The 26,187-nt window shown below is 46.1% G+C and carries 27 protein-coding genes and 1 riboswitch; of the genes, 1 reads left to right on the forward strand and 26 read right to left on the reverse strand.

Annotated elements, in window-relative coordinates; all coding sequences use genetic code 11:
* Window positions 1-7 precede the first annotated feature (7 nt).
* From thiW to BLW39_RS00170, 18 genes are all read right to left on the reverse strand, one after another.
* Entirely contained in the window at window positions 8-514 is a 507-nt protein-coding gene (gene thiW, locus BLW39_RS00085) for an energy coupling factor transporter S component ThiW (protein ID WP_059375098.1), read from the reverse strand.
* A 287-nt stretch (window positions 515-801) separates the two neighbouring features.
* Window positions 802-909, reverse strand: a riboswitch (TPP riboswitch).
* Between the two features lie 30 nt (window positions 910-939).
* Window positions 940-1,749, reverse strand: coding sequence for a 2-keto-4-pentenoate hydratase (locus BLW39_RS00090; RefSeq protein WP_059375104.1), 810 nt, complete (start codon window positions 1,747-1,749; stop codon window positions 940-942).
* Between the two features lie 463 nt (window positions 1,750-2,212).
* On the reverse strand, window positions 2,213-2,866 hold the full coding sequence (locus BLW39_RS00095; RefSeq protein WP_059375108.1) for an SDR family oxidoreductase: 654 nt from the start codon (window positions 2,864-2,866) through the stop codon (window positions 2,213-2,215).
* Window positions 2,867-3,003: 137 nt separating this feature from the next.
* Entirely contained in the window at window positions 3,004-3,714 is a 711-nt protein-coding gene (locus BLW39_RS00100) for a 2,3-bisphosphoglycerate-dependent phosphoglycerate mutase (RefSeq protein WP_059375111.1), read from the reverse strand.
* Window positions 3,715-3,829: 115 nt separating this feature from the next.
* Window positions 3,830-5,647, reverse strand: a complete 1,818-nt coding sequence (gene spxB, locus BLW39_RS00105) for a pyruvate oxidase (RefSeq protein WP_059375113.1) — start codon at window positions 5,645-5,647, stop codon at window positions 3,830-3,832.
* Between the two features lie 133 nt (window positions 5,648-5,780).
* Entirely contained in the window at window positions 5,781-6,041 is a 261-nt protein-coding gene (locus tag BLW39_RS00110; RefSeq protein ID WP_059375116.1) for a hypothetical protein, read from the reverse strand.
* Window positions 6,028-6,426 carry a hypothetical protein gene (locus tag BLW39_RS00115; RefSeq protein WP_059375122.1) on the reverse strand — a complete coding sequence of 133 codons (399 nt, stop codon included), beginning with the start codon at window positions 6,424-6,426 and terminating at the stop codon, window positions 6,028-6,030. Before BLW39_RS00115 ends, BLW39_RS00110 begins: the two co-directional genes overlap by 14 nt.
* Window positions 6,419-7,747, reverse strand: coding sequence for a Y-family DNA polymerase (locus BLW39_RS00120; protein WP_059375131.1), 1,329 nt, complete (start codon window positions 7,745-7,747; stop codon window positions 6,419-6,421). Before BLW39_RS00120 ends, BLW39_RS00115 begins: the two co-directional genes overlap by 8 nt.
* A 122-nt stretch (window positions 7,748-7,869) precedes the next feature.
* Window positions 7,870-8,418 (reverse strand): 5-formyltetrahydrofolate cyclo-ligase, encoded by a 549-nt coding sequence (locus BLW39_RS00125; protein WP_059375135.1) that lies wholly within the window; start codon window positions 8,416-8,418, stop codon window positions 7,870-7,872.
* 86 nt (window positions 8,419-8,504) lie between these two features.
* Complete coding sequence (gene glyA / locus BLW39_RS00130; protein ID WP_059375138.1) at window positions 8,505-9,737, reverse strand: serine hydroxymethyltransferase; 1,233 nt, start codon at window positions 9,735-9,737, stop codon at window positions 8,505-8,507.
* 128 nt (window positions 9,738-9,865) lie between these two features.
* The gene (locus BLW39_RS00135; protein WP_059375140.1) at window positions 9,866-10,828 is read right to left on the reverse strand and encodes an asparaginase; all 963 of its coding nucleotides are present in this window, start codon (window positions 10,826-10,828) and stop codon (window positions 9,866-9,868) included.
* Window positions 10,825-11,610 (reverse strand): DNA repair protein RecO, encoded by a 786-nt coding sequence (gene recO / locus BLW39_RS00140; protein WP_059375274.1) that lies wholly within the window; start codon window positions 11,608-11,610, stop codon window positions 10,825-10,827. Before recO ends, BLW39_RS00135 begins: the two co-directional genes overlap by 4 nt.
* A gap of 82 nt (window positions 11,611-11,692) precedes the next feature.
* Complete coding sequence (era, locus tag BLW39_RS00145; RefSeq protein ID WP_059375143.1) at window positions 11,693-12,604, reverse strand: GTPase Era; 912 nt, start codon at window positions 12,602-12,604, stop codon at window positions 11,693-11,695.
* A gap of 5 nt (window positions 12,605-12,609) precedes the next feature.
* Window positions 12,610-13,131, reverse strand: a complete 522-nt coding sequence (locus tag BLW39_RS00150; protein WP_059375146.1) for a diacylglycerol kinase family protein — start codon at window positions 13,129-13,131, stop codon at window positions 12,610-12,612.
* A complete protein-coding gene (ybeY, locus tag BLW39_RS00155) occupies window positions 13,109-13,591 on the reverse strand; it encodes an rRNA maturation RNase YbeY (protein WP_059375150.1) in 483 nt (160 codons plus the stop codon). Before ybeY ends, BLW39_RS00150 begins: the two co-directional genes overlap by 23 nt.
* Window positions 13,591-14,592: a PhoH family protein gene (locus BLW39_RS00160; RefSeq protein WP_114666311.1), complete on the reverse strand. Its 1,002-nt coding sequence runs from the start codon at window positions 14,590-14,592 to the stop codon at window positions 13,591-13,593. Before BLW39_RS00160 ends, ybeY begins: the two co-directional genes overlap by 1 nt.
* A gap of 92 nt (window positions 14,593-14,684) precedes the next feature.
* The gene (gene pyk / locus BLW39_RS00165) at window positions 14,685-16,103 is read right to left on the reverse strand and encodes a pyruvate kinase (RefSeq protein ID WP_059375151.1); all 1,419 of its coding nucleotides are present in this window, start codon (window positions 16,101-16,103) and stop codon (window positions 14,685-14,687) included.
* A gap of 95 nt (window positions 16,104-16,198) precedes the next feature.
* Window positions 16,199-19,609 carry a DNA polymerase III subunit alpha gene (locus BLW39_RS00170; RefSeq protein WP_059375154.1) on the reverse strand — a complete coding sequence of 1,137 codons (3,411 nt, stop codon included), beginning with the start codon at window positions 19,607-19,609 and terminating at the stop codon, window positions 16,199-16,201.
* Between the two features lie 200 nt (window positions 19,610-19,809).
* On the opposite strand from BLW39_RS00170, the gene BLW39_RS00175 reads away from it, so the two are divergent.
* The gene (locus tag BLW39_RS00175; protein WP_059375159.1) at window positions 19,810-20,007 is read left to right on the forward strand and encodes a YjzD family protein; all 198 of its coding nucleotides are present in this window, start codon (window positions 19,810-19,812) and stop codon (window positions 20,005-20,007) included.
* Window positions 20,008-20,083: 76 nt separating this feature from the next.
* Here the strand turns inward: BLW39_RS00175 and pepT are convergent, their stop codons facing one another.
* From pepT to BLW39_RS00215, 8 genes are all read right to left on the reverse strand, one after another.
* Window positions 20,084-21,319, reverse strand: coding sequence for a peptidase T (gene pepT / locus BLW39_RS00180; protein ID WP_059375162.1), 1,236 nt, complete (start codon window positions 21,317-21,319; stop codon window positions 20,084-20,086).
* Between the two features lie 26 nt (window positions 21,320-21,345).
* Window positions 21,346-22,131 carry a Nif3-like dinuclear metal center hexameric protein gene (locus BLW39_RS00185; protein ID WP_059375165.1) on the reverse strand — a complete coding sequence of 262 codons (786 nt, stop codon included), beginning with the start codon at window positions 22,129-22,131 and terminating at the stop codon, window positions 21,346-21,348.
* Window positions 22,106-22,816 (reverse strand): tRNA (adenine(22)-N(1))-methyltransferase, encoded by a 711-nt coding sequence (locus BLW39_RS00190; protein ID WP_059375168.1) that lies wholly within the window; start codon window positions 22,814-22,816, stop codon window positions 22,106-22,108. The genes BLW39_RS00185 and BLW39_RS00190 overlap by 26 nt, the downstream gene beginning before the upstream one ends.
* A 101-nt stretch (window positions 22,817-22,917) precedes the next feature.
* On the reverse strand, window positions 22,918-23,682 hold the full coding sequence (locus tag BLW39_RS00195; protein ID WP_059375171.1) for a ribonuclease HII: 765 nt from the start codon (window positions 23,680-23,682) through the stop codon (window positions 22,918-22,920).
* Complete coding sequence (gene ylqF, locus BLW39_RS00200) at window positions 23,675-24,520, reverse strand: ribosome biogenesis GTPase YlqF (protein WP_059375174.1); 846 nt, start codon at window positions 24,518-24,520, stop codon at window positions 23,675-23,677. The genes BLW39_RS00195 and ylqF overlap by 8 nt, the downstream gene beginning before the upstream one ends.
* A 19-nt stretch (window positions 24,521-24,539) precedes the next feature.
* The gene (locus BLW39_RS00205) at window positions 24,540-24,767 is read right to left on the reverse strand and encodes a YozE family protein (RefSeq protein ID WP_059375177.1); all 228 of its coding nucleotides are present in this window, start codon (window positions 24,765-24,767) and stop codon (window positions 24,540-24,542) included.
* A complete protein-coding gene (locus BLW39_RS00210; RefSeq protein WP_059375182.1) occupies window positions 24,757-25,317 on the reverse strand; it encodes a DUF2140 family protein in 561 nt (186 codons plus the stop codon). The genes BLW39_RS00205 and BLW39_RS00210 overlap by 11 nt, the downstream gene beginning before the upstream one ends.
* 18 nt (window positions 25,318-25,335) lie before the next feature.
* The gene (locus tag BLW39_RS00215) at window positions 25,336-26,187 is read right to left on the reverse strand and encodes a DegV family protein (RefSeq protein WP_059375187.1); all 852 of its coding nucleotides are present in this window, start codon (window positions 26,185-26,187) and stop codon (window positions 25,336-25,338) included.

Here is a 26,187-nt window from a genome sequence, read left to right on the forward strand (position 1 = left end):
ATTCGCCTTAATTTAGGCTCTGTGTCATTTTCTTTAACAGACCTGATCGTCTGAAGAATAAGAGGACGGCCAAACCCATTCCGGCCCCAACAATCGCAGCCGGCGTGTAATATGGAATGAAATAGTACCACTCTTTGACATCGAGACCATAGAAAATTTTCATTAATGGATATGATGACAGAGCGCCAAAAATTCCAGTTCCAATTACTTCACCAACAAAAACCAGGTAAAGGTTATGGGTTTTGCGATAAATTAGTCCGCCTAGGACTGGGCCAAAAATGGCTCCAGTGACAGCCTGAATTGTGCGGCCCGACAGCATTCGTAAAATGCCGCAAATTAAGGCGCTAGCAAAGCCATACCAAGGTCCAACCAAGACAGCAGCCAAAACATCAACAAAGTGTTGAAACGGCGCCATAGCTGGAAAATGAACAAAACTGTTCAATACATAGGCCAAGGCCGCTAGCAAAGCTGTCACAATCAACTTCTTCGTTGAAATTTTCGTACGTGTTTTCATTCGAAAACGCTCCTTTGAAATAAATTGGAAAACGACAAAACAGCGCCGCTTCCCCGCAATCGTGTGGTTCAAAGCAACTGATTGCCAGCAACTTGGCCAATCAATTTGCCTTTGGAAGGTCGGTCGAGGCTTACTGGCCTCCTCTCACACCGGAACACGGCTTCCCATCGCTGTTTTTCAAGACTAAAGGCGCTCCCCTTCGTCCGTCGCGGCTGTTGTACCCGCGAAAATCGTTTTCTTCTCCTTTCAAAGTAAAAAGCACCCGTATCAAAAAAATACAGATGCTCACTAAAAATCAATCATGATTCCTACGACGGCATTATCCGTATCAGGTCAATGGGTCGAAGATCATATCTTCCTCTCAGACCGTTACACGGACTCCCCGAAAAATATTATAACTGATTACTGACAAGCTTAGCAATCCTTTATTTGAAAACGGTCAATTTCACATCCGGGAAGCCATGACTAAAGCTAGCAGTCCACTCACCGGCCGTTAGGTGTGGCGGCAACAAAAAAGTACCAGAAGAAACGCGTTGCCCTGCTTTTAGCGTCACGCCGTCTTCAGCCAACTTCTTGACTAGCCACTGCAAAGACTTGAGTGGATTACCTAAGACTTCACCTGAGTCCCCCTCCGCCACTTTGTGACCATCATGGCTCAACTTCGCTGTGACCTTGGCAAAGTCTTCCTCGGTTAGGGACTGACTTTCTCGTTCTTCACCATAGACGACAAAGCCACCAACAGCTGCATCAGCAACTACCAAATACTTGCTCAATTCAAGGAACCAGTCCGAAAAGCGGGCGTCGGGCACTTCGACTCCAGCAGAAACCAGTGTTTTTTTGCGTAAATCCTCAAGCAAATCATCAACTGACAGATCTTCTTTAGCCTTAAAAACCAATTCAACCTCAGCCAATGGATCCATCAAATCAGTCTTTAATGCCAAAGTCACCGGTGACTGAACAAAGTGGCTTTGAACTTGGGCACCATAAAGTGGTTCGGTAGAATCAAACATTTTTTGGGTTTGCTCACTCGTTAGGCTAACTTTGTAGCCGCCTAGTGGCTGCCCCTTTAGTTTCATTAATTCGTGCTGAACCTTGTAGGCAGTGGGTTCATCTTGAACCTTATCAGTCCAGTCTGCCATCGTTAATGGTTCTTTGTTTTGATAGGCACGGTAGAGCGCCTGAGCCAGTTTTGCTTCTGCACTTTCGGGTGCAAGTTGGTCATTAAATTCTGTCATGAAATGCTCCTTTCAGCATCTTCTCTTGGATTACACTAACAACACTTGATTCAACTCCTCTCGTTTCCTGTTACAAACAAAAAAAGCCCTTAATGCCGAAATAAATTTCGAAATTAAGGGCGCAAATGCGCGGTACCACCTTATATCTATTGAACGCGGTCCATTTGACCTGACACACCCTCAACCTCACACGTACAGCCTTAGAGGCGATACGTTGGCAAGGTAACGGTTGCGGCCGAGTGAAACTTACTAGGCTTCGGTTCACTAGCTAAAGAAAGATAGTCTCATTTAACCAGAAACCACGCTGTTCCACCAAACCAACGCTCTCTTTGAATTTCTCGGTTAAGGACGCTTCTTATGATTGCCTCTTTTTTTATCTGTTGACCGTAGTTTACTATATTATGAGCAAATGTCAATCTTTTTATCATCTTTTTCTAATTATTTGTTGCTGATGGTTGTTCCGTCAAATTAATTGATCAATTGGTTGGTCACCGCTCGTTAAGTCATAGACTTCGCCGATTGCCTCAGGATTTTTTAAGACTGAAAACAGAAAACGGCTCACGTCGGCCCGAGAAATGGACAGCGGCCCCTTCTCAAAGTCAACCAACAGTGATCCCTTGCCGGAGGCTGGCTCATCAAGCAAAGCCGTTGGTCGAACAATCGTATATGGCAAGCCAGAGTTCTTTAAGTACAAATCAGCATAATGCTTGGCCATGAAATACCAATACAAATTTGAAGCCACCCAGCGCTTGCGGTCATCAGCGCCGGCAGCTGAAACCATGATGTAACGACTAATATTTGCTTGACGGGCAGCTTGCATCGACTTAATCGCGCCGTCTAAATCAACGGCCATTGTACGCTCAACACCGCCTTTGCCTCCGGCTCCGGCAGTAAAGACGACCCGTTTAACATCATTTTTTGTCATCACAGCAGCCATTTCTTCAGGCGTCTGGTCGAGATCAGACAAGATTGGTTCAACGTTTTTTAGTCCAGTAACTGTTGACAGTTGGTCTTCTTTTCGAAAACCAGCGACTACCTTATGACCTGCTTGGTCTAATTCTTTTACTAGTAGCTGTCCAATCTTACCGTGAGCACCAATTACGAGTATTTTTGCCATGAATGCTACCTCCTTTGCCAGTGAAATGAATGATTTACTAACTTTATTATGCACTTTTTAACCTTCGAATACAAACTGGTCTAGTCGATTTTTCCAAAGAAAAAGACGACTACTTTCTAGTCGCCTTTCGTAACAGATTATTTTAAAAATGTTTTCTGGTAGGTAGACAAATTGTCCGCAAAATCATAGCGAATCGGCTGCCCATTTGGAATTTCAACCTTTGTCACCTCGTCTGGCGTCAGCTGTTCAATGAGCTTGGTTAACGCCCGCACTGATGTTCCATGCGCCACAATCAAAACATTTTGACCGGCCTGAAGGCGGGGAATGATTTCCCCTTCAAAAAGTGGTCGAACTCGTTCTTCTGTACTATGAATATTTTCAGTTCGTGGTAAAAGACCAAAGGCAACATTTGCATAGCGACGATCAAAGGCCGGATAACTTTGCCCATTAATCGTTACCGCTGGGCTGAACGCCGGTTGCTTTGGCGGCAAAACCGAATAAGACCGACGCCAGGTCTGAACCTGATCATGGCCGTATTGAGCCCGCATCTCATCCTTATTTTCGCCTTGTAAAATACCATAATGACGTTCATTTAACCGCCATGACTTGGTCAATGGAATGTAAGATTGTCCCATTTCGTCTAATAAACGGTTAATGGTCATGATTGTTCGACTTAAAACAGAACTATAAGCAGCATCAAAGCGCAGCCCTGTTTCTGCTAATTGCCGGCCAGCCTGCTCTGCTTGTTTTTTACCAGTTTCAGATAAATAGGTATCAATCCAACCGTTAAAACGGTTTGCTTCGTTCCATTCGCTTTGTCCGTGCCGTAATAAAACAAGTGTTGCCATCTTCACGCTCCTTTGGCGTTTATTTTACACCGATTCAAGACAAGAACGCAAAAAGAATAATAAAAAATAAAATAGCCGTTATAAAAACGACTATTTTATAAGTTAGCTTATAAGTTTACCATTCAACCCCATATTCATCGAAGAATTCAGGCAATGTCTTTAGACTTTGTCCGTCGTAAGAATCCAAAAACTCGCGAACTGAACTTGGTTGTTTCAAATCAAAGTTACTATTGTAGGTTGGATTAAGTGTTTCTTCCATGCCGTGGTCAGTTTGCGTCAACTTCAGTTCTTCAACTGGCAACGAGCGCGCAGCCGAAATCTTAGCATCGATTAAGAATGGCCGACCGGCTTTGGTAACCTCAATCGCTTGATCAAAGGCCGCTGGCAATTCACTGGACTTTGTAACCGTGACCGATTCGACCCCCATTCCCTTGGCAATCATGGCAAAGTCTTGGTCAGCAAGGTCAATACCGGAGTGGTACATGGCCACATCATCCTGTTCGCTCTTAATAAAGTTCAAGGTCTTATTGGCCGTGATGACGTTAATAATTGGCAAATTGTACTTCTTTTCGGTTAACAAATCTTGCATGATCATCGAAAAGGCCCCATCACCGGCGATATTCCAAACTTGACGACCAGGATATGAAAGTTGACCTGCTAAAGCTGCTGGTAGCCCTGAACCCATCGAAGCGAAGATGGCAGAAATGACAAACTTGTTCTTAGGTGTCACATGCAAGTGGCGGAAGGAATTAATAATGTTGTCACCAATATCAATGGCAAAGACGGCATCAGGATCAGCGACCCGATTAATTTCCTTATAGATTGGTTCTGCCCGCAAGGGTTCGTGGTTATCATCTTGTAACTGCTTTTGATAGGCAAACCAATTTTTCTTATCCGCAACCGCTGCCTTAAAGAAGGCTGATTCTGGTGCTGGTACACTACGGTCAAGGGCGGCCTTTACAAAGGCGGTCGCATCAGACCAAATACCTAAGTCAAGGTTATGGTGGCGGCCCAGCTCGGTCCGATCGTTATCGATTTGAATAAATTTGAAAGGATGAGTCGTATAAATTAATTTGGCAAATGGGAAGTCAGCACCAATGGCAATCAGTAGGTCCGCACTGGCCATAATTTCATCGGCCGACTTAGAAGCGGCTCGGTTCGCCATACCCAGGTTGGCTTCATAATCTTCGTCAACATGCCCCTTAGCCAAACCAGTCATGACTAGCGGGATTTGCAACTTCTTTGAAAGCTCAATCAAAACGTCGCCACCGGCTTGAATACCGCGACCGACGTGAATAACAGGTCGCTTAGCTTCCTTGACCATCGCCAAAAATTGATCAACTTCTGCATCAGTTGGTTGTGGCTGTGGTGTTGGCTTTTCATCAGTTGGACCATGTGATCCATAAGAAATATCTGGAATTTGTTCGTAGCCTAAGTCATTTGGAATAATGACCGTTGCCACACCATGGTGCTTATAGGCTTCACGAATGGCCTGATCGACAACATGTGGCAAACTCTCCGCCGTCATGACAGTCCGGCAATAGACTGAAACGTCTTCAAAAATTGGGTCTTCATTAAATTCCTGAAAGAAGTGTGAATTCATCACGGCGCGTGGCGTTTGACCGACTAAGGCAAGCACTGGCACGTGGTCTTCCTTCGCATCATATAAACCAGTTAAGAGATTGGTTGCTCCAGGACCAGCAGAACCAAAGGCCACACCAACTTTACCAGTTAATTTGGCATCGGCTGCCGCGGCCAAGGCACCAACCTGCTCATGGCGTACTTGGATATATTGAATCTGCTCTTTTTGCTCTGCAAGGGCTGCCATAGTGGAGTTAAAAGAACCCCCAGGATAGCCAAAGAGGTGTTTAACCCCCCAATCTTCAAGCACCTTTAACATTGCGACGCTTGCTGACACTGTATTCTTTGACATAAGACATCTCCTGTTCTCTTCTTGATGCCTTCATTATAGCCCTCTCTTACAAATATGTAAAAACAATTACGATTTTATGACAGAGAGGAATATTTTTCAATCAATAAAAGAAAAAAGACGATCATTTTGTGCCTTAGCCGAGGGTAACACGGACCGTTGTGGCGCGTTGAAGCATGCTTAACAGGGCGTCTAAATCTTGAATTTGTGGTCGTGGCACCGTTTTAATTTGCCGAGAGACCGTTGACCGTCCGACTAGCCCCCATTCAAAGAAGAAGTTCACTTGACCGGCATAGCGTTGGTCAACAACCCGTAACTCATAAGTCGTATTTTTGACTTTTTTAAATAACGGGGTAATTGCCCGGAGTAAATCTTGAATAATTTCAGTGTTTTCCATGTTGAACCTCCACAAACCGAATTTCATCCCAAAGCTTAGCAACTTGATCCAGGTAAAAGCCGCTCTCAAAAAAGCCCGTTACCCGACCTGTTATTATCGGACTGACATGACCGTCTTGATCTTGCTGATTTAGTTGCACGGACAGTTCTTGTTGGTTAGCCGCCGCTTGACCAACAACCCGTTGGATGTCATGATAAGCCATTTGTGGCTGCCAGCTAGCCTTTTCCAGGACTTTTTGATCCTTTTTTTGTTCAGATAACTTGGCAGTGTGGTCAGACAGAAAAAAACCGTTCCACTTGACCTTGCCCCGATCCCGATAATCCTGGGCAAAGTAGGTGGAAACCGTTTTGAGCCAGTCTTTTTCACTAGCAAAAGAATTATTCATAAGTATTTCCCCCATTATGGCCACCAACCAAGTTAGCGCGAGCAATTGCCGTTGCCCCCTTTTCGAGGGATAACGAACGAACGAGGCTCGCCGGGCCAAAGCGGTGCCGGATTTGGTCAACTACCGCATCAACAGGGTCCTCTTCGGCCACTGCTTCCGGTACCGGATCAAAGAGCGAAATGGCTTGTACCTTTTCACTCTGCAAGCCTGCAAAGCTGACACCGATATAGCGAACTGGTTGACCTGTCCAGTGCTTTTGAAAAATCTGGTTCATGATTGCCATTAAAGTTTGTGTCCGATTGGTTGGTTCGATTCGAACTGTTTGGTGCAAACCCGTCTTATTGTCATGTCGAGTATCAAATTGGATGCCCTGGTTGGCATAACCCAAATAAAGCGAAGCAAGGCTTGCCTGTTGGCCGTGTGACCTAAGCCGACTGGCCACCTGATCGGCCATCTCCTGAATCACCACTTGAATTTTCTGGCCATCATAGTACGTATCAGGCAAAACCTGAGAATTACCATACGATTTATCTTTCACCTGAATTTTTTCAGTTAAATCCGTCCGATCAATTCCCCAAGCTAAGGCAAAGAGTTGTTCGCCCATTAGCCCCAGTCGTTCCTTTAGCTGATAAGGATTGGCGTGGGCCAAATCCCCCATGGTCTGAATGCCCCAGCGTTCCAACTTAGCAGCCGTCTTTTTACCAATGCTCCAGACCTGACTCAAATTACTAATTGGCCATAATTTTTTGGCAACATCCTCATAATGCCAGACCGCTAACAAATTAGGCGCTTTTTTCCCTTCTAAGTCCAAAGCTAATTTGGCCAAAGCCGGACTGTCACCAATGCCAACAGAAAGGTAGATGCCCATTTCTCGGCGGACCTGCTCTTGAATTTTTCTAGCCGCTGCCGCCGGTGAATCAGCTACCAAATGCCAAAAGTCGGTCATATCTAAAATTGATTCATCAATCGAATATGGCAGCAAGTGGTCATCGTCGACATACTGCTGGTAAATAGCATTAATAGCTAAGTTTTTTTGAATATAGAGGTTCATCCGGGGCTCTGCTTTAATCAGGCCAGGAACATCAGGCACGTCCTTTTGCCGCGTTACGTTGGAAATCCCCAGCCGCTTTTTGGCCATTGGCGAGGAGGCCAGAACCAGTCCCCCAGTATCATTTTCTTGGTGGGACATCACGACGAGCATCGCCTGCAGTGGATTCAAATTCCGTTCCACGCATTCCACACTGGCATAAAAGCTTTTTGAGTCAATCAAAAAAATCACGCGCCGTTGTTCACTTTGGTATGGTGCCGGTAATTTGGCCATCTGCTCTTTGTCCTTTCCAAAAGTCTGTTTTTATTATACGAACAGATGTTCGTATAAGCAAGCAAAAACCCTTAAAATTTACCTAAGAAAAAAGCAAGGAAAAATTTCCTTGCTTCTCATTCTCAGTCTACTTCATCAATTGTAATTACTTGATCGACAACCTGGTCAAATTGATCAGGCACCCAATCTGCGCGGCGCTGTTCCGGCAAAGCTAAGCTAACACTGGCGCCTTGATAGTCCTGTAAAAAGCGGTCATAATAACCACCACCAAAACCAATTCTCAAACCAGCATCGCTGAAGGCCAGGCCTGGTACCAAAACCAAATCAATTTGGTCTTTGGCAACGGCGTGGTTACTTTCCGGTTCCAAAATGCCAAAGCTGTCCCCCGTTGTGAGCGGAGTGTTCGCATCGATTTCAACGAAAAACATCTGGCCATCGACAATCTTATCTAAAAGAACCGTCTTTTCTTCCTGCCAGGCTTGTTCCATGATTGGCCGTGTGTTGACCTCGAAAGGAAGCGATGCCGTCACGGCCACTGATTGTGCCTTTTGCCAGCTGCTTGTCTGAAACAACTTAGCGTACAACGCTTTCTCGTTGTCGGCTTTCACAATCGGATCCAATGCCCGCAATTTTTTAGTTTGTTCTTTACGAATCGTCTTTTTATCTGGCATAAGTGCCTCCTTTCACTGTTTATTATATAAAATTAAGAGAACTAAAAAAGCTGCCATGGCAGCTTTTTTGATTACAAATTTTTACATTATGGTAACTTGTGGGCCATTGCCAACTGTTCAGCTTGCTTTTTGATGTCCTTCAAAGCCTTTTCATCCGCGTGGTTGTGAATAGCTTCAACAATCAAGCGTGCTACTTCAGCACTATCGTTTTCATCAAAGCCACGAGTGGTGATGGCTGGCGTTCCAATTCGGATACCAGAAGTGATGAATGGGCTGCGTTGCTCATTTGGCAAGGCTTCCTTGTTGGTTGTGATTGAAACGCGATCCAACAATTCTTGTGTTTCCTTACCCGTCAATTCTGTCTTGGTCAAATCCAAGTTAAACAAGTGGTTATCAGTACCACCGGCCACAACACGGATATCATCCGTCTTTTCAAAGACCTTTACCATTGCTTGGGCATTCTTGATAATTTGCTTAGCGTAATCCTTGAATTCGGGTTGCAACGCTTCACCGAAAGCAACTGCCTTGGCAGCGATTACGTGTTCCAAAGGACCACCCTGTGAACCAGGGAAAATAGCGGAATTAATCTGCTTAGCGTACTTTTCTTGTGACAAAATCACCCCACCACGTGGGCCACGCAATGTCTTGTGAGTCGTTGACGTGACCACATCCGCAATGCCAACTGGATTTTGGTGCAAGCCAGCGGCCACCAAACCAGCGATGTGAGCCATGTCGACCATCAAATAAGCACCGACTTCATCGGCAATCTTACGGAACTTCTTAAAGTCAATCTTGCGTGAATATGCTGAAGCCCCAGCCACAATCATCTGTGGCTTCACTTCTTTGGCTTGAGCCAAGATAGCATCGTAGTCCAATGTTTCCGTCTTTGGATCCAAACCATAACTTTCAGAATGATAGACCTTACCAGAAAAACTAACCTTGGCACCGTGAGTCAAGTGACCCCCGGCATCCAAATCCATTCCCAAAATTGTGTCGCCAGGCTTCAAGAAAGCCATGTAAGCGGCCGCATTCGCTTGTGAACCAGAATGTGGTTGAACGTTGGCATATTCTGCTCCAAACAATTCCTTCAAACGATCAATAGCGGCTTGTTCGACGATATCAACGTATTCTGTTCCACCATAGTAACGCTTGTAAGGGTAACCTTCGGCGTACTTGTTAGTCAAAACAGAACCTTGAGCAGCGCGAACTGCTGCTGAAGCAAAATTTTCAGAGGCAATCAATTCGATGGTCCGGTTTTGCCGGGCACCTTCTTGTTGAATGGCTGAAAAAATCAATGGGTCTTGGTCAGTAAAATTCATGATTTAAGCTCTCCTGGGCATCTACTTTCACGAAAAAACAAAAACAACGACGTGGCTAGTCAGTCGACTAGTGCACAAATATTATAGCAAATATTCCTCGCCCTAGTCTAGACTAAGTCCGACTTTTATTAAAATTCATGCAAAAATTCATTTATATCGTTCGTTTTTAGATGATTTTCTAAGCCGATTAGTAACTTTAACCGCGCTTTTTGCCCATTGACGGCCGTGGCAAAGATTGCACCAGCTTTTTCAAGTTGGACACCACCACCGAGGTAATCGTAGACCGGTTCGGCAATCCCCTTAAAGGAGCGCGAAACAATCACGACCGGAATATCAGCGGCCAATAATTTCAAGACGCCACGAGCGGCATCCTCCCCTAAATTACCAGCCCCAAGGGCCTCAATCACAATACCATCAATGCCAGAATCGGCTAGAAGCGTCAAAATTCTGCCGTCCATCCCGGCATAGGCTTTCATGACCGGAATTCGCTCATCAACAGCATTAATTGGATAAGTCCGCTTAGCTGGTAAGTCGTAAAAGAATAAAATCTTGCGCTTATTGACCATACCCATTGCCCCGGAAATTGGTGAAGCAAAGGTAGCCACGTTGGTTGCGTGAGTCTTGGTTACAAAGCGAGCTGCATGAATTTCGTCGTTTAAGACGACCAAGACCCCACGGCCCCTTGATTGCTCGTCAAGAGCGACTCGTAAGGCAGACTGGTAATTATAAAGGCCATCTGATCCAATTTCATTTGATGATCGCATCGCTCCAGTCATCACGATAGGAATTGATAACGACAATGTATTGTCTAAGAAATAAGACGTTTCCTCCAGCGTATCCGTTCCATGGGTAATCACCACGCCGTCAAAGTCCTGTTCGGCGTTTTTGAGCCGGTTATAAAGCGCTAGCATGTTTTCGGGCGTAATGTGTTCAGAGGGCAAATTAAAGATGTTTTCCGTTGTTAATTCAACCTCTGGCAAATCCAAATGGATATCGTTCAGCGGATTTTGTGCCCCTTGTTCAACGTCACCGTTTGCGTCCTCATGCATGGCAATCGTTCCACCAGTATGCAATACCAAAATTTTTTTCATGACTTTCCCTTTCGCGCCTTAATGGCGAGCTGTCCTTCCCAGGCAGCCATTTTTTGAATAAAAACCTTTTCCTTTGGCTTTAAACCAAGTTCACGGTCGTAGAGGTAATCAATCACCCGCTGAATCGCGCGTTTGGTCATCAAGGATAAGGTAACCTTTGAAATTTTCTCAATATCAATTGCTGAAAATTGCCGCAAATAATAGACAGTTTTCGGCTCCAAGTTTAATCGATGGTCATCTAAATCAAAGTGTGACCGATCAATAATGCCGTTATACTTTTCAGAGTAATCAAAGTCGCCCGTTACCGCCCCAGAAATCGGATCGGCCTGCCAATTGGGTGCCACCCCAAAGGCTGGCAGTAACTGCAATTCAAAGATGTTCGTAATGATTTGTGGATCAATACCAGCATCTAATTTTTCAAAGCCAGCCACCGCTTTTTGATACCAGCTTGTTTGCGGTTGGTTTTCTTCAAAGGCCAAGTCTAAGAGCTTGGCAATCAGGGCCGCATAAGCACTGACATTGATATCTTGAATTACATGGCGGTAGGACTTGCTCTCCTGGACACCATTCATAAAACCAAGCCCCGCGCCATTTTTCGGATAAGCGCCATCAAAGATTAACCAGGTATAGGGTTGGCAGGCATAGCCTACCTTTGATTTTGGCTTCTTAGCCCCCCGCGCCATGACCGTGAGGATTCCCTCTTCTTTGGTAAAAACGCGAACCAGGAGGTCATTATCGCGGTATGACCGGGTTGTTAAGATTAAGCCTTCAATTAAAGCCATCATGACCTCCTTTCCAATAAAAAAACGGCCATCGATTTGATGGTCGTTTTGTTTTGTTGCGTTCAATCAAGGCAATCAACTTTTAGAAGTCATCCTTGCGGTAACCAAAGGACTGAAGGGCCTGTGGTCGGTCACGCCAACGTTCTTCTACCTTCACCCAAGTTTCCAAAAAGACTTTTGACCCCAACAAGCGCTCGATATCTTTACGAGCTCGAGTACCAATTTCTTTAATCATTCGGCCTTGCTTCCCAATGACAATATTCTTTTGGCTTGCGCGTTCCACGATGATAGAAGCCTGAATGCTAACCAGACCATCCGGGTCAGCACTAATCTTATCAATTACTACTGCCACAGAGTGCGGCACTTCCTGCTTGGTTAGTTGCAGAACTTTTTCTCGAATTAATTCTGAAATAACGAAGCGTTCTGGGTGATCCGTTAACTGGTCGGAGTCAAAGTACTGTGGTCCCTCGTCCAAGTCACCAATGACTGTTTCCAGCAATTCTGGAACATTGTCACCTTCTCGTGCCGAAATTGGGAAAATTTCCTTCCATTCCGGTGCGTCTTCCTGGTAAGACTGAATCACTGAGAACAATTCTTCTTTGTCGAGCAAATCAACCTTGTTAATTAACAAGTATAAAGGCGTCTTTTTGACTTCTTTTAGTCGATCGATGATGTAGTTGTCACCACCGCCACGCTTTTGGCTAGCATCGGCCACAAACCAAATGGCATCCGCTTCATGCAAGGCAGAAAAAGCTGACTTAACCATGTAATCGCCCAAAGAGTTTTGTGGCTTATGAACACCGGGGGTATCAATAAAGACAACCTGGGCCTCATTTGTTGTGTAAATTCCCTGAATCTTATTCCGGGTAGTTTGGGCCTTGTTGGACATGATAGCAATTTTCTCGCCAACGATGCGGTTAAGCAAGGTCGACTTCCCAACATTTGGCCGGCCAATAATGGCCACAAAGCCTGATTTAAATCCTGGATTTGTCATAAAGTTTATCCTTTCAAACGATGAACGAAACGTGAAAGATCAGTTTGAATACCAAAGTAATGCCAAACATGTGGCTGGAAAATAATGACCAAGATCAGCATTTCAGCAGTCACAGCAACAATCACCATTCCGGCCGAAACATCTTTGACCAAGCCAGCCAATGGATGATACTTACGTTCAACCACCAAATCGACGACCGCTTCCACCACTGTATTTAAAAACTCGCCATAAACGGCCAAAAAGACAGCGATTACCACCCACAGCCACTCAGATCGGTTCAGGCCAAGGTACAGGCCAATTACCAAAACAAAGAAGGCAAAGGCCAAGTGGAAACGCATATTGCGCTCACGAATCACGACCAAGAAGATTCCCTTCAAGGCATGGTAAAGCGAAATAAAGAAGTTCTTATTGCGTTGTGTAGGCGCCTTAGCGTTGTTTTGCTCAGCCAACTTTTCAACGGCAGACTTTTCTTTATAATCAGGCTCTGCTGTCTGGATAAAGTTATTATCGCGTGAGTCCGTAGTCATCGAGTATCTTCCTTTGTAAGTCAAACATTTCCTTCTCCTCGGCCTCACCGAGCATGTGGTCATAACCATTGAGGTGGAGGAAACCGTGAACGACTAAGAAACCAAGTTCACGTTCAAACGAGTGGCCTAAGTATTCCGCCTGGCTCTCAATAATATCAACGGAAACCAGGATGTCGCCAATGTTTTTTGCAATGTCTTCATCCATCTCTTCATCAGGCAAGACAGGTAAGTCATCACCATCTTCTTCAATGGCAAATGAAATCACATCCGTTGGCTTATCAAGACCGCGATAATCACGATTATAAGCCTGAATAGCATCGTTATTCATAAAGGTAACAGACATTTCGGTGTTGTCTGGTAGGTTCAAATAAGAACCGGCATAGTCAAGGACATATTGAACTAAGTCCTTGTGAAACTGTGAAACGCCAGCTTCCGTTTGATCAATTATTGCTAAATCCATTAATTACTTGCTTCTTTCTGTGCCTGCTTCAAGGCCGCCAAACGACTATCGGCAGCATCATAGGCAGAGACAATTTGACCGACCACTGGGTGGCGGACAACGTCACCGGCTTCAAAGTTAATGAAGGCAATCCGGTTAACATCCTGTAAAATACGGCGGGCAGCCACTAGTCCCGAACGAACACCGTGTGGCAAATCAATTTGGGATGGGTCCCCGTTGACTACCATCTTGGAGCCAAAGCCCAACCGGGTCAGGATCATCTTCATCTGCGCATTAGTCGTGTTTTGAGCCTCATCGACGATGATGAAGGCATCATCCAAAGTACGACCACGCATGTAAGCCAATGGTGCAATTTCCAAAACGCCACGTTCAATTAACCGGGCAACATGGTCAGCACCAACGAGTGTATTCATCGCATCGTAAATTGGTCGCATATAAGGATCGACCTTTTCCTTTAGATCACCGGGCAAGAAACCAAGTGATTCACCAGCTTCAACGGCTGGACGAGTAATCACGATCCGCTCTACATCACCCTTTTTCAAGGCTGAAATTGCCATCGCGACCGCTAAGAAGGTTTTTCCGGTACCGGCCGGACCAATCCCAAAGGTCAAATCATTCTTACGAATGGCTGAGACATATTGACGCTGACCGTAGTTTTTAACTCGGATTGACCGCCCCTTGTTATCGCGGATGATGCTTTCGCTATACAAGTCAGCAAAGTAATCCAACGTGCCCCGTTTAGCCATGGTCATCGCTGAAATAACATCGGCTGGGCCGATGGTAATTTGTTTTTTAATTAATTGTGTCAACGCCTCCAAAACGGAGAGCGCCAATGAAGCTTGTTTAGAATCACCCTGAACAGCAACTTGGTTGCCGCGAACGAGCATTTTAACGGACAAGCCCTCTTCCATTAGGACCAGTAATTGGTCCTTTGGTCCGGTTAGCTTAGTCTGTTGTTCGATATTTTCAAAAGTGAATAGTTTTTCTGTTTGAGTTGTCAAAAATCCCATACCTCATTTGGACTGAACTTACTTCATTTTACCACAACTTAGAACAAAAAAAGCCCGACAGGGTCGGACTTTCTCGATAAAAATTATAGTGTTTCAACAGAAACGTTGTTTGCTGACTTAGCAGTGTCAATTGGTGCAACAGTAACAACAACAATCTTGTCACCAGTGTCAGCCAATCCCTTAGCCTTAGCAACTTCCTTGGCCTTAGCAACCAATTCGTCAACTGACTTAGGAGTATCAGCCAATACAGGCAAGATACCGTTGTTCAAAGTCAAACCACGTTGTACACGTTCTGCGCTAGTCAATGCAATTGTCATTGCTGCTGGACGGTGCTTTGAAACCATACGAGCTGCGTAACCAGTTTCAGTCAAGACAACAACTGCCTTAGCTTCAACTGAGTCTGACAAACGAGCAGCTGCTGAAGCAACTGATTCAACATCGTCATCACCGTAGAATGTATCTGCATGACGGCTGTACAATGACAAAGCTGATTCAGCCTTTTCATCAATAGCAGCCATTGTTGCAACAGCTTCAACTGGGTATTCACCGTTAGCTGATTCACCAGAAAGCATCGTTGCATCAGTACCATCAAAGACAGCGTTGGCAACGTCAGAAGCTTCGGCACGTGTAGGACGTGGGTTTTCTTCCATTGAGTCAAGCATTTGAGTAGCAGTAATAACTGGCAAGCCCAATACGTTCATCTTGTCGATCATTTCCTTTTGAATCAAAGGAACGTTTTCGGCAGGAATTTCAACACCCATGTCACCACGAGGAACCATCAAACCATCAGAAACTTCCAAGATAGCATCCAAGTTATCGATACCTTCTTGTGATTCAATCTTAGGGATGATTTGAACGTGTTCCATGTTCTTTTCCTTCAACAAGGCACGGATATCCAAAACATCTTCTGGCTTACGAACGAATGAAGCAGCGATATAGTTGATTTCGTGGTCCAAACCAAAGCGGATGTCATCGGCATCCTTTTCAGTGATACCTGGCAAGTTGATTGAAACACCAGGTGCGTTAACACCCTTACGTGATCCCAACAAACCATGGTTTTCTGCGCGAACAACCAATTCCTTGTTTGCTTCGTCTTTTTCAGTGACAGTTGTAGCTAACAAACCATCATCAAAGAGCACTTGTCCGCCGACCTTAACGTCGTCAAACAATCCAGGGTAAGTAACTGCAATCTTTTCCTTTGTTCCTTCAATGCTGCCGTCCATTGAGATACGGAAAACATCACCAGTCGCAAATTGAATCTTACCATCAGCTTGCTTAGTAGTACGGATTTCCGCACCCTTTGTATCAAGCAAACGACCAACAGTCTTGCCAGTAATCTTTTCGGCTTCTGCAACTGCTTGCATACGGCCCAAATGTTCTTCGTGATCACCGTGTGAGAAGTTGAAACGGAATACGTTAGCACCAGCTTCGATTAACTTCACAATTGTGTCCACATCAGATGATGATGGACCAAGTGTTGAGACGATCTTCGTCTTTTTCATGGGTAAATAGCTCCTTTGATATCTTGGTGAGTTGCCTCTAAACAACTTCCTTAGCATATTGTAATACACTCTATAACCAATTCACAAGACACAATTTAGTCTTTTTGTCGGAAAACAACATTTTTCTTAGACAAAACTTGTTCTAATCCACTTTGTAATTGGTCTGGTCCGGCCAAATTAAATTGAGCCGGCATCGATTTTCTGGTTTTTGTCGCTGGCCAATACAAGATGACTGGGTATGGTCCAGGATTGGCCTGCATGATTTGCCAAAGCTTTCGCTTAATTTCTTCTTGATCATGGTCTTCGTCAAGCCGCAAGAACCAAGTGCCAATTTGGCTGGCCTTTGACTGGTTCGTTTCAGCAGTTATTTGCGAATGGACTGGGTGGGCCTTTTCTTGGTTTTGTAAAGTAGGTACCGCCTGTCGTGGATCAAGTTCCTCAATAAAGTTGGCAATCACTGCCAACCCCTGCCGCACTTCTGTCTTACCGCCAATTCGAATCAACCGACCTGCTTTCAGACTGGCCTGCTTTTGTTCAAATAGCTTTGGGAAAACCGTCACATCGACCGAACCGGTCATATCAGTTACGGTTACAAAGGCCATCGCATCGCCCTTCTTGGTCTTAATGGCTTTCACACCCTTAATCATGCCAAGAATTTTAACATTTTGTCCCTCCGCCAAATCAACAATCGGATGAACTCGCCCACTATCAAATTCGGCCTGAAAGGCCTCCGTTGGGTGACCTGACAGATTAAAGCCAAGCGCTTCTTTTTCCTTTTGCAGTCTTTCCACGAGTGACAAATCAGCCCGCTTTTTAACCTTGGTTTCTGCCAAAACTAAATCGCCAAAGGCGGCCGCGTTAATCAAATCGGGAATGTTTTCCAACAGCTCCGCGCGGTTGTAACCAAAATGATCCAATGCACCCGCATAGGCCAACTGGTTCAAGAACTTTTCGTCCCGAAACTTATCCGGCAAGGCTTTAACCAGGTCTTGCAAGGAATCAAAACCAGCAACCTGGTCACGGGCTTCTAGCACGGTCGTGACAAAGGCAGTTTGAAGGCCGCTAATGTTGTCTAGTCCCATGACCAATGCGTCATCCTGAATCGACCACAGCCTTGCCGACCGATTCACGTCGGGTGGCAAAACCTTGATACCAAGCTTTTTCGCTTCCAGTAAGTAGCCCTGTGCCTTTTCAACCCCACCCTGGTGAGCGTTCAGTAAGGCCGTATAAAAGGCCAATGGATAATGGGCCTTCATGTAAGCTAACTGATAAGATAATTGGCTATAGGCCACCGCATGCGACTTGTTAAAGCCATAGTTGGCGAATTGATCAATATAGGCAAAAAGTTTTTCGGCCTGGTCCTTTGGATGCCCCTGCGCCACTGCTCCCTGCAGGAAGGCGGTTTTCAGCGAGGCCATCTGGTCCAGCTTCTTCTTAGACATTGCTGACCGTAAGAAGTCGGCTTGAGCCAACGAGAAACCGGCATAAGCTGCCGCCACCCGCATAACTTGCTCCTGATAGACCAAAATCCCGTAAGTTTCGGACAAAATGTGGTCCACCACCGGATCAATCTTTGGAGTGGGCTCTTGCTGCAGTCGCCGTTTGATAAAGGTATCAATATGCTGACTTGGGCCGGGCCGGTACAGCGCGGTCGCCGCCACAATCAGATGAAAGTCATCAACTCGCAACCGCTTCAAAACATTTTTTATCCCGGCTGATTCAAATTGAAAAATACCAGTCGTTTGGCCCTTAGCAAATAGGTCTAAGGTTGCCTCGTCTTGTAGGGAAATCTTTTTGATATCAAAATTATCAGGTAACTCACCCTGAGCAAAGTCGATTGCTTGCGCCAAAATCTTTAAATTGGTCAACCCCAAAATATCAATTTTGAGCAGACCTAATTCTTCAACCGGCCCCTTTTCAACTTGCGTTAACAAATAGCCGTCGTTTCCAACCTGAACCGGCAGGGTTTCGACCAACGGCCGGTCTGAAATCACAATTCCAGCAGCATGGGTTGAATAATTTCTGGGTAAGTTTTCTAATGACAAGGCCGTTTTCATCAGCAAAGAACCAAATTCAACTCGATCAATTGCCTTCTTTAATCGACCGTCTGGCGCTTGCCAAGCTTCCTGTAGGCTGACCTTACGACCGTTTTTTCCGGCTGGAACGCCATCAGACAATTTCTTTTGTTCCTTTGCATCCAGGCCAAAGACCCGGGCGGTATCACGCAGAGCCTGCTTAGCCGCTAAGGTTCCAAAAGTAATAATTTGAGCAAAGGATTCCTGGCCGTATTTGTCGTGCAAATACGTCAAAACATCATCACGACGGTCATCGGGCCAGTCGATATCGATATCAGGCATCTGCGCCCGGTCCGGATTTAAGAACCGCTCAAAGAGTAACCCTTCCGCAATGGGGTCAACGCTCGTAATCCCCAGGGTATAAGCGACTAGAGAGCCAGCGGCCGAACCACGGCCCGCTCCCGTTTGGACATGTTCATCATGGGCATATTTTAAAATATCCCAAACAATCAAGAAGTAATCAGCAAAGCCCAAGTCGATGATGACCTTTAATTCATGGGCTAAGCGTTCCTGATAGCGCTGTTGATCAACGGTGAGGCCGGCTAAGCGCCGTTTCAAACCAGCTTCGGACAGCTTAGTTAAATAAGTCTTTGAATCTAAACCGGAATCTTGCTGAAAAACCGGTAAAGCCGGCGCCTTAAAGGTCAACTCAACGTTGGCCTCGTCAACTAAGCGCTCATTGTTAGCATACGCCCCTGCCAACGCCGGATTGGCCTGGTAAGCTGCCGCAACATCTTCTGCTTGCCATAGGTAATAGGCACCTTTTTCTCGTGACAAAAGGTCCAAGTCGGTTAATTTCGTTCCCTGGTCAATTGCCCGCAAGACCTGCGTACTAAAGGCGTCCCCCTCATCCAAATAATCAACCTGGTCCCAGGCAATCAAGGAAAGCTGACGAGCGGTCGCAAAGGCCACCAGACTTTCCTGGTGGCCCTGTGAGATTAGCGGGTTGATTCCCAAATACAGTTCTTCAACGCCACTTTGGTCTTGCAGTCGGTCCAAATAGTCCGCCGCCGCACCATCCTGGCCAATAATTAACTGACCCAGTTCTGACTGTGGCGTCAAAGTCAACGCTAGCCCCTCTAAATGCCCTTTCAGGCTGGTAAATTCAAAGGGGTCTTCTGGTGACCGCATCTTTTTGGAAGACAGGTAAACTAGGTTTTGATAGCCAACTTGGTTTTTGGCAGTTAAGAGAATTGGAAAAGCAGTTGCCAAATTAACCAAACCGTTCACTTGAAGAGTCAACGAAAAAATTGGCTTGATGTCGGCCTTTTTGGCGGCCTTATAAAAACTAACCAGGCCATATAAGACGTTTTGTTCGGCTAAGGAAACCGCCTGGTAGCCCCGGTCTTTGGCCACGGCCACAATTTGTTCAACAGAATTGGGGCTTTGTAGCAGTGAATAAGCACTTTTGATTTGTAATGGTGCGTACATGCAGTCCTCCAATTCGAAATTCTTTCTATAAAACATTATACCGAAAATTTGTTTGCCTTTCCGAAAAATGTCAACAGCCCTGCCTAGACCAACACTAAACAACAAATCCGGCAAATTGTCCGGGCAAATTCGGCCCAATCCCCTTGCGAATTCTAAAAAGGGGCGTATTATAGTGGGTAAATAAAAAAGGAAGTGGAAACATGCGCTATATTAATGTCGCTATCTGGTGTGCACTTTTTGGTGAAGTGCTCGGTTACTTGGTTGGACAAATGACTGGTGTAACTTTTAACCCAGGTGTAACAGCCCTTGTAACGATTATTGTTGGTGAAGCTGCTTTCATCTTGATTCCTGCTGTGTCTGGCTCATCGGCAGATGAAAAAGAAGAAGCCAACAGCTAAAATTTCATAACCAAATCAAAAAGACCAAACGTTTGAAAGCGTTTGGTCTTTTTTTTGATGATAAATAATAATGATTTTACTTAGCAGCCTTTTGTAAAATACCAAGCAAAACATCCGTTGCTTGTTCCATGACTTGCTTTGAGACAAATTCATAGCGACCGTGCATGTTTTCGCCACCAGCAAAGAGGTTTGGTGTTGGCAAACCTAAGAAGGTAATCTTAGAACCATCGGTTCCGCCACGGGCAGGGTCTGTAATTGGCTTAATGCCCAAATCAGTCATCGCTTCTTCAGCATAGTCCACAACCTCTTGGTGATCCTTTAAGACATCCCCCATGTTGTAGTACTGATCCTTCAGCGTCAAAGCAACTCGGTCCTTGTGCAAGTCCTTGTTCAACTGATCAGCAATTTGCGTCATCGTTGCCTTACGATTTTCAAACGTGTCATGGTCATGGTCACGGATAATGTAAGTTAACTTAGCTTCTTCAGGGGTTCCAGCCATATCAATCAGGTGATAGAAGCCTTCCCGCCCCTCTGTCTTTTCTGGTCGATCATGTTCCGGCAAGGCATTGTGAAAATCAATCGCAACTTGCAAGGCGTTGACCATCGCACCCTTGGCTGTTCCAGGGTGCACGTTTTGTCCAGTAATCACAATCTCTGCTTGGGCGGCGTTAAACGTCTCCCATTCCAATTCGCCCAATGGTCCACCATCAACCGTGTAGGCAAAGTCGGCATCAAAAGCAGCCACATCAAAGTTGTTTGCACCAATACCGATTTCTTCATCAGGGCCAAAGGCAACCCGAACAGGACCGTGCTTAATTTCTGGATGGGCAATCAAGTATTCGATTAATGAAACGATTTCAGCCACACCGGATTTGTCATCGGAACCAAGCAAAGTCGTTCCATCAGTCGTAATCAAGTCGTGGCCCTGATAGTTCTTCAAATTTGGGAAGACGGCTGGGTCCAACTTAAATCCTGAAGTACCCAATTCCAAAACGGAGTGCCCATCGTAATTATCCACTTCTTGCGGGTTAACATGTTCACTTTCAAAGTCAGCCGTGTCAACGTGTGAGATGAAGCCGACCTTTGTTCCTTGACCATCCGGTAAATTAGAAGGCAATTCAGCAAAGAGATAACCGTCCTTCATGGTGCGGACGTTCTCTAAACCGACTTCCTTTAATTCAACCGCTAAGTCCTTCAAAAACTGAACTTCCTTGGGTGATGATGGTACCGTTTGACTGTCTTCATCAGACCGGGTATCAACTTTAACATAACGTAAGAAACGAGACACTAACTGTGGGTACTTCTCAGACATGCAAAACCTCCTGCTTGCAAACAGACCTAAAGATAGGTGTAGGGATCAGTATTAATTTGACTTGCAGAGACCGGCAAAGTCTCAAACCACTCCCGCACCTTCTGGGCCATCGGCTCTTTCGCCAAGGCTTCCATGTGGTGATCGGGATCTAAGACAGCAAAGTCAGCTGCAAGAATATCATGACCAACATGGTAGTACAAATCAGCGGTCAAGTAAAGGTCAGCCCCGTCAGATTGGGCTTTTTTCCAGTATTTTCCGCCATCACCGCCTAGAACCGCAACCCTTTGTATCGTTTTATTAGAATTGTTAGCAATTAGCCGAACGTTCGCCACCTGGCAAACTTCCTTCACCTGCTTGGCAAAGTCAACCATGGTCATTGGCTGCGCCAAAGTCCCAATCCGCCCCAGGCCACTGTGACCATCCGCATTTGCTAAGAGTGGCACCGCCTGTTGGATGCCAAAGGCCACACAAAGCCAATCGTTTAAGCCACCGGCCGCCGCATCCAAGTTCGTGTGTGAGGCATAAATGACGATGTTATGCTGGATGGCCGTCGCATACATCCGATTTTGTGGGTCCGCCAAGTCGAGGTTCTTAGCAGGCCGAAACATAGCTTCGTGGTGGGCCCAAATAAAGTCCGCCCCCAAATCAATCGCTTCTTGAATCACTTCCGGACGGACATCGAGCGTCGTTAACACCCGGTGAATTTCCTGGTTGGCATCCCCAATTTGCAAACCGGTGGGGTCGCCCTCTTCAGCCAACGCCTTCGGCGCAAAGGCCTCAATCTGATCAATGATTGCTTGTGCTTTTACCATGAAAGACCTCCTCTTGGATTTGCTTGGCCTGTGCTTGCAGCTTTTGGTACTTGTCACTGGCCTCTTGCCCAGCGGCCGCTAAGCGGTCTAAGACGCCGTTAATTCGCTCGTATTCTAATTGCCACTTTGTCAGGAAAACCGGGTCTTGGTCCTTCAACAAATGTGGACCGAAGGTAATCTGGGCCGCTGTCAGCTGCTCTTCTCCCGGTTCCGCCACCAGCATCTCGTAGCGGTGGCGCCCTTCTTGGACAATTTCTTCATGACTAATCTTATAATGGTGTCCCACTAGCCAGGCCCGCACGGCCGCTTGATCAGTGTTTGGCTGCAAAATCAACCGTGAAAATTTGGCTGCAGGAACGCCCGCCGTTAAGATCTTTTCAATCAAGAGACCACCCATCCCAGCAATCACAACCGTGTCAACGGCATCGCTTGCTTCAATGGCAGCGAGGCCATCTGCTAAGCGGCAGACGACCTGATCAGTCAGCCCCTGGCTTTTGACCGTATGTTCGGCGTTTTGTAAGGGGCCCTCGGCTACTTCGCCAACCACGGCAAAGTCAATCTGGCCAGCCTGCAACAATGCTGCCGGCAAATAGGCATGGTCTGAGCCAATATCCGCCATACGACTTCCCTTTGGTACTAAGTTAGCCACCGCTTGTAAGCGGGGGCTTAATTTAATTGCTGTCATAAGCAATTCCCTATCCCTTCCATGCTGCAAAATGCTATGTATGCCTGACTCACGCCAGTTTAGTAAAAATGAGCCACAAGCCTGTGCCCCATTTGCCAATCCTATTGTAAATATTGTTTGACGGGCTCAAAGGTCTTGCGATGAATTGGGCTTGGTCCCAGTTCTTTCAGGCCAGCCAAATGCTTGGCGGTACCGTACCCAGCATTATGAGCAAAGTCATAACCCGGATATTCCTGGTCATAGGCGACCATCATCTCATCTCGGGTCACCTTGGCCAAAATACTGGCCGCCCCAATTGAATTTGACCGGGCATCCCCCTTAATCAGAGATTGCTGCGGCAAGTCAACGTCAATCTGCATGGCATCGACCAGCAAATAGTCGGCCATCGGTTGCAAGTTTTCGACTGCTTCTTTCATCGCCAGACGACTGGCCTGATAGATATTGACTTCATCAATTACTTCAGCCGATACCACGCCAATACCATAAGCCACGGCTTCATCCCGGATTGCCTGCACATATTCCTGGCGGTGCTTTGGGCTAACCTGCTTTGAATCAATCACGCCATACTGGTCGAAGTCCTTGGGTAAGATGACGGCCGCAGCCACCACCGGACCAGCCAAGGGCCCCCGACCAACCTCATCAACGCCAGCAATAGCCGAAAAGCCCTGCTGCCAGAGTGGCCGTTCCTCACTGAAACGAGACAAAAAAGCCGCCTTTTGCTCGGCTAACTTAATTTGACGGCGATCAAAGGCAGCCAGTGCCTGTTGAACGCCCTGGCGGTCATCTTGCCGCCAGTTTGCTAAACGAACATCATCAGCCGCTGCCGTCTTTAACGCCTGCTTAATTTGTGCAATCGTTTCAGTCATCGATTAAGTCCAATGTATAAGTGCCCAGCTTCCCTTGCCGCAAATCATTTAGGATACGGACTGCCGCCTTGTCATAGTCATCTTTGAAACCTAATTTGGCCGTAATCGCCAACAACAGGTCCACATCACTCTGATCAAAGGCATTATCGGCCAAATGGTAACGGTCGATGATGGCCTCGGGATGATAATGACGGAAAAAGTCCAACAACGTTAAGACAGCATCGTCCTTCGCAAAGAGCGTATCTTTCACCGCCCCACTCAAGGCAAGGCGTAAGCCAATTTGCTGGTCTTCAAACTTAGGCCACAAAACCCCGGGTGAATCGAGAATTTCCAAGCCAGCTGGTGTTTTCAACCAGGCAATCTTCTTGGTCACACCGGGCTTATTGGCCGTGGGAGCGACGTTTTTTTGGACCAGGTGGTTCAAAAGCGTCGACTTGCCGACGTTTGGAATACCAGCCAGCATGGCCCGAATTGGGCGGTTTTCAATCCCCTTCTTGGCCTGGGCCTCAATCTTATCGGCTAAGACCGTTTTAGCGGCCTTGGTCATGATTTGTGGCGTCTTGGGGCTCCTAGTATCTAAGACCACCACATGCAGTCCCTGGGCCTCAAAATGCTCTTTCCAGGCCCGAGTTTGCTTGGGGTCGGCCAGGTCGGCCTTGGTCAAAATTAAGAGCCGTGGCTTATCGCCGATTAGTTTATCAACCTCTGGGTTGCGTGATGATGCCGGCAAACGCGCATCCACCAGCTCAAAGACAATATCAACTAAGTTTAAATTTTCCCGCATTAAGCGGAAGGCCTTGGCCATATGACCAGGATACCATTGGATAAGTTGACCCATGGTGCCTCTTTTCTGTTTATTACCGTGAAGCCTGGTATTGTGACCAAGCCTCGTCAAAAATCGTCATCGACATCAAATAACTAGCCGATCCTTCTAAATAATTTGACAGCTCATCGAAGTCAGTTGCCTGCTTTGGAAAGCTTTGATCCAAAAAAGCATTATTGGCAAACTGTTGAATTTCATCAGCTGCGACTGGGTTGCGGTTGGTCATTAACCAACCATAAAATGTACGTGACTTACTGGGCATCGGATGCTACCTCTGAAAAATTAAAGATTCCCTTGGCAATGTTAATTTGATCAACCTTATAGGCAGAGGTGCCATCATCCGTTAATCGATTCACATCAAGGGCAATTTGAGACTTATCAGGTTGAACGGTCACACCGGCAGGCAGGGTTGTGATTTTTTTCAAATAACCAAGCGCAACCTGTCCGGGAACGGTCGTACCATTTACCACCGCCTTCTTGACGGACATGATGACATTACCGTCCTTCGTGACCGTTGGCGTCATCGTTAGTTTAGCACTAACATTACCGTCCATGGCCGTCCCGCTAGCAACGACGTTATTGCCTGAGAGCTTGACAGCATAGTTTGTATTCGCCAAATGCTTTTGCACCAATTCATTAAATTGGTCCTTGGTCAGCGAACTCTGTGACAAAACCTTATTAGCATGAGCAGTTCCTTGAAATTCAGTTTTAGTTGGGGCCAGAGCTAAATAGGCCGTATAGCCACCCACGATTAGAGCCGGCACTAAAATAATCCCGGCAATGCTCAACCACAAAACTTTATGCTTTTTCATCAACTGCTCAACTCTCCTTTATTCGGCTTCAAATAGAATTGCTAACGCACCCATTCCAGTGTGCGTTGAAATGATTGGTGTTGCGACTGAAACCAAAATATCAATGTCTGGCCAAATTTCGTTCAACCGTTTCGCCATCGCTTCGGCTTCGTCTGTAATACCCGTGTAAGTGACACCAATTGATTTCATCGTTGAAAAGGACTTCATCTTTTCAATGACATCGTCGTTAAAGGCTTTAATGGTTTTCAAGCCGCGGCCTTTCACCACAACATCGACCTTACCCTCTTCATCGACTTTCGCACCGACTTTAATATTTAACAGGTTTCCAATCAAACCCTGTGTCTTTGACAAGCGGCCACCGGCAACCATGTTGTCCAGTGAGCGGAATGACAAATAAATATAGGTTTCATCACGGGCTTGTTCAGCAACACGGATGACTTCTTCCAAGCTTTTACCAGCTTTAGCTGCTCGAGCGGCCGCCAAAACAACAAAGGCTTCTGACCGGTCAGCACTCAAAGTGTCAAAGGCATGCACGTCAGCCTTGGTTAGTGCATTGGCTTGGTTAGCGGCATTGACTGTTCCAGAAAGACCCGATGACAGGTGCAAAGACAAGACAGAGGCTTCCGGGTCTTCAGCATAACATTCGTCATAAACTTCTTTGAAGGTCCCAATTGAAGGCTGTGACGTGTGTGGCAAATTATCACTTGCTTGCATTTTTTCTAGGAATTCTTCTGCTGAAATGGTAATCCCATCCTGGTAGATGGTCCCATCGATTTGCACAGACAACGGTACCACTTTGATACCGTATTCTTCAATTTCTGCTGGTGTAAACTTTGCGGCTGAATCAGTTACGATTTGTACTTTAGCCAT

Origin of the sequence: Fructobacillus pseudoficulneus, from assembly GCF_900108455.1 — a bacterium.
Classification (GTDB): Bacteria; Bacillota; Bacilli; order Lactobacillales; family Lactobacillaceae; genus Fructobacillus; species Fructobacillus pseudoficulneus.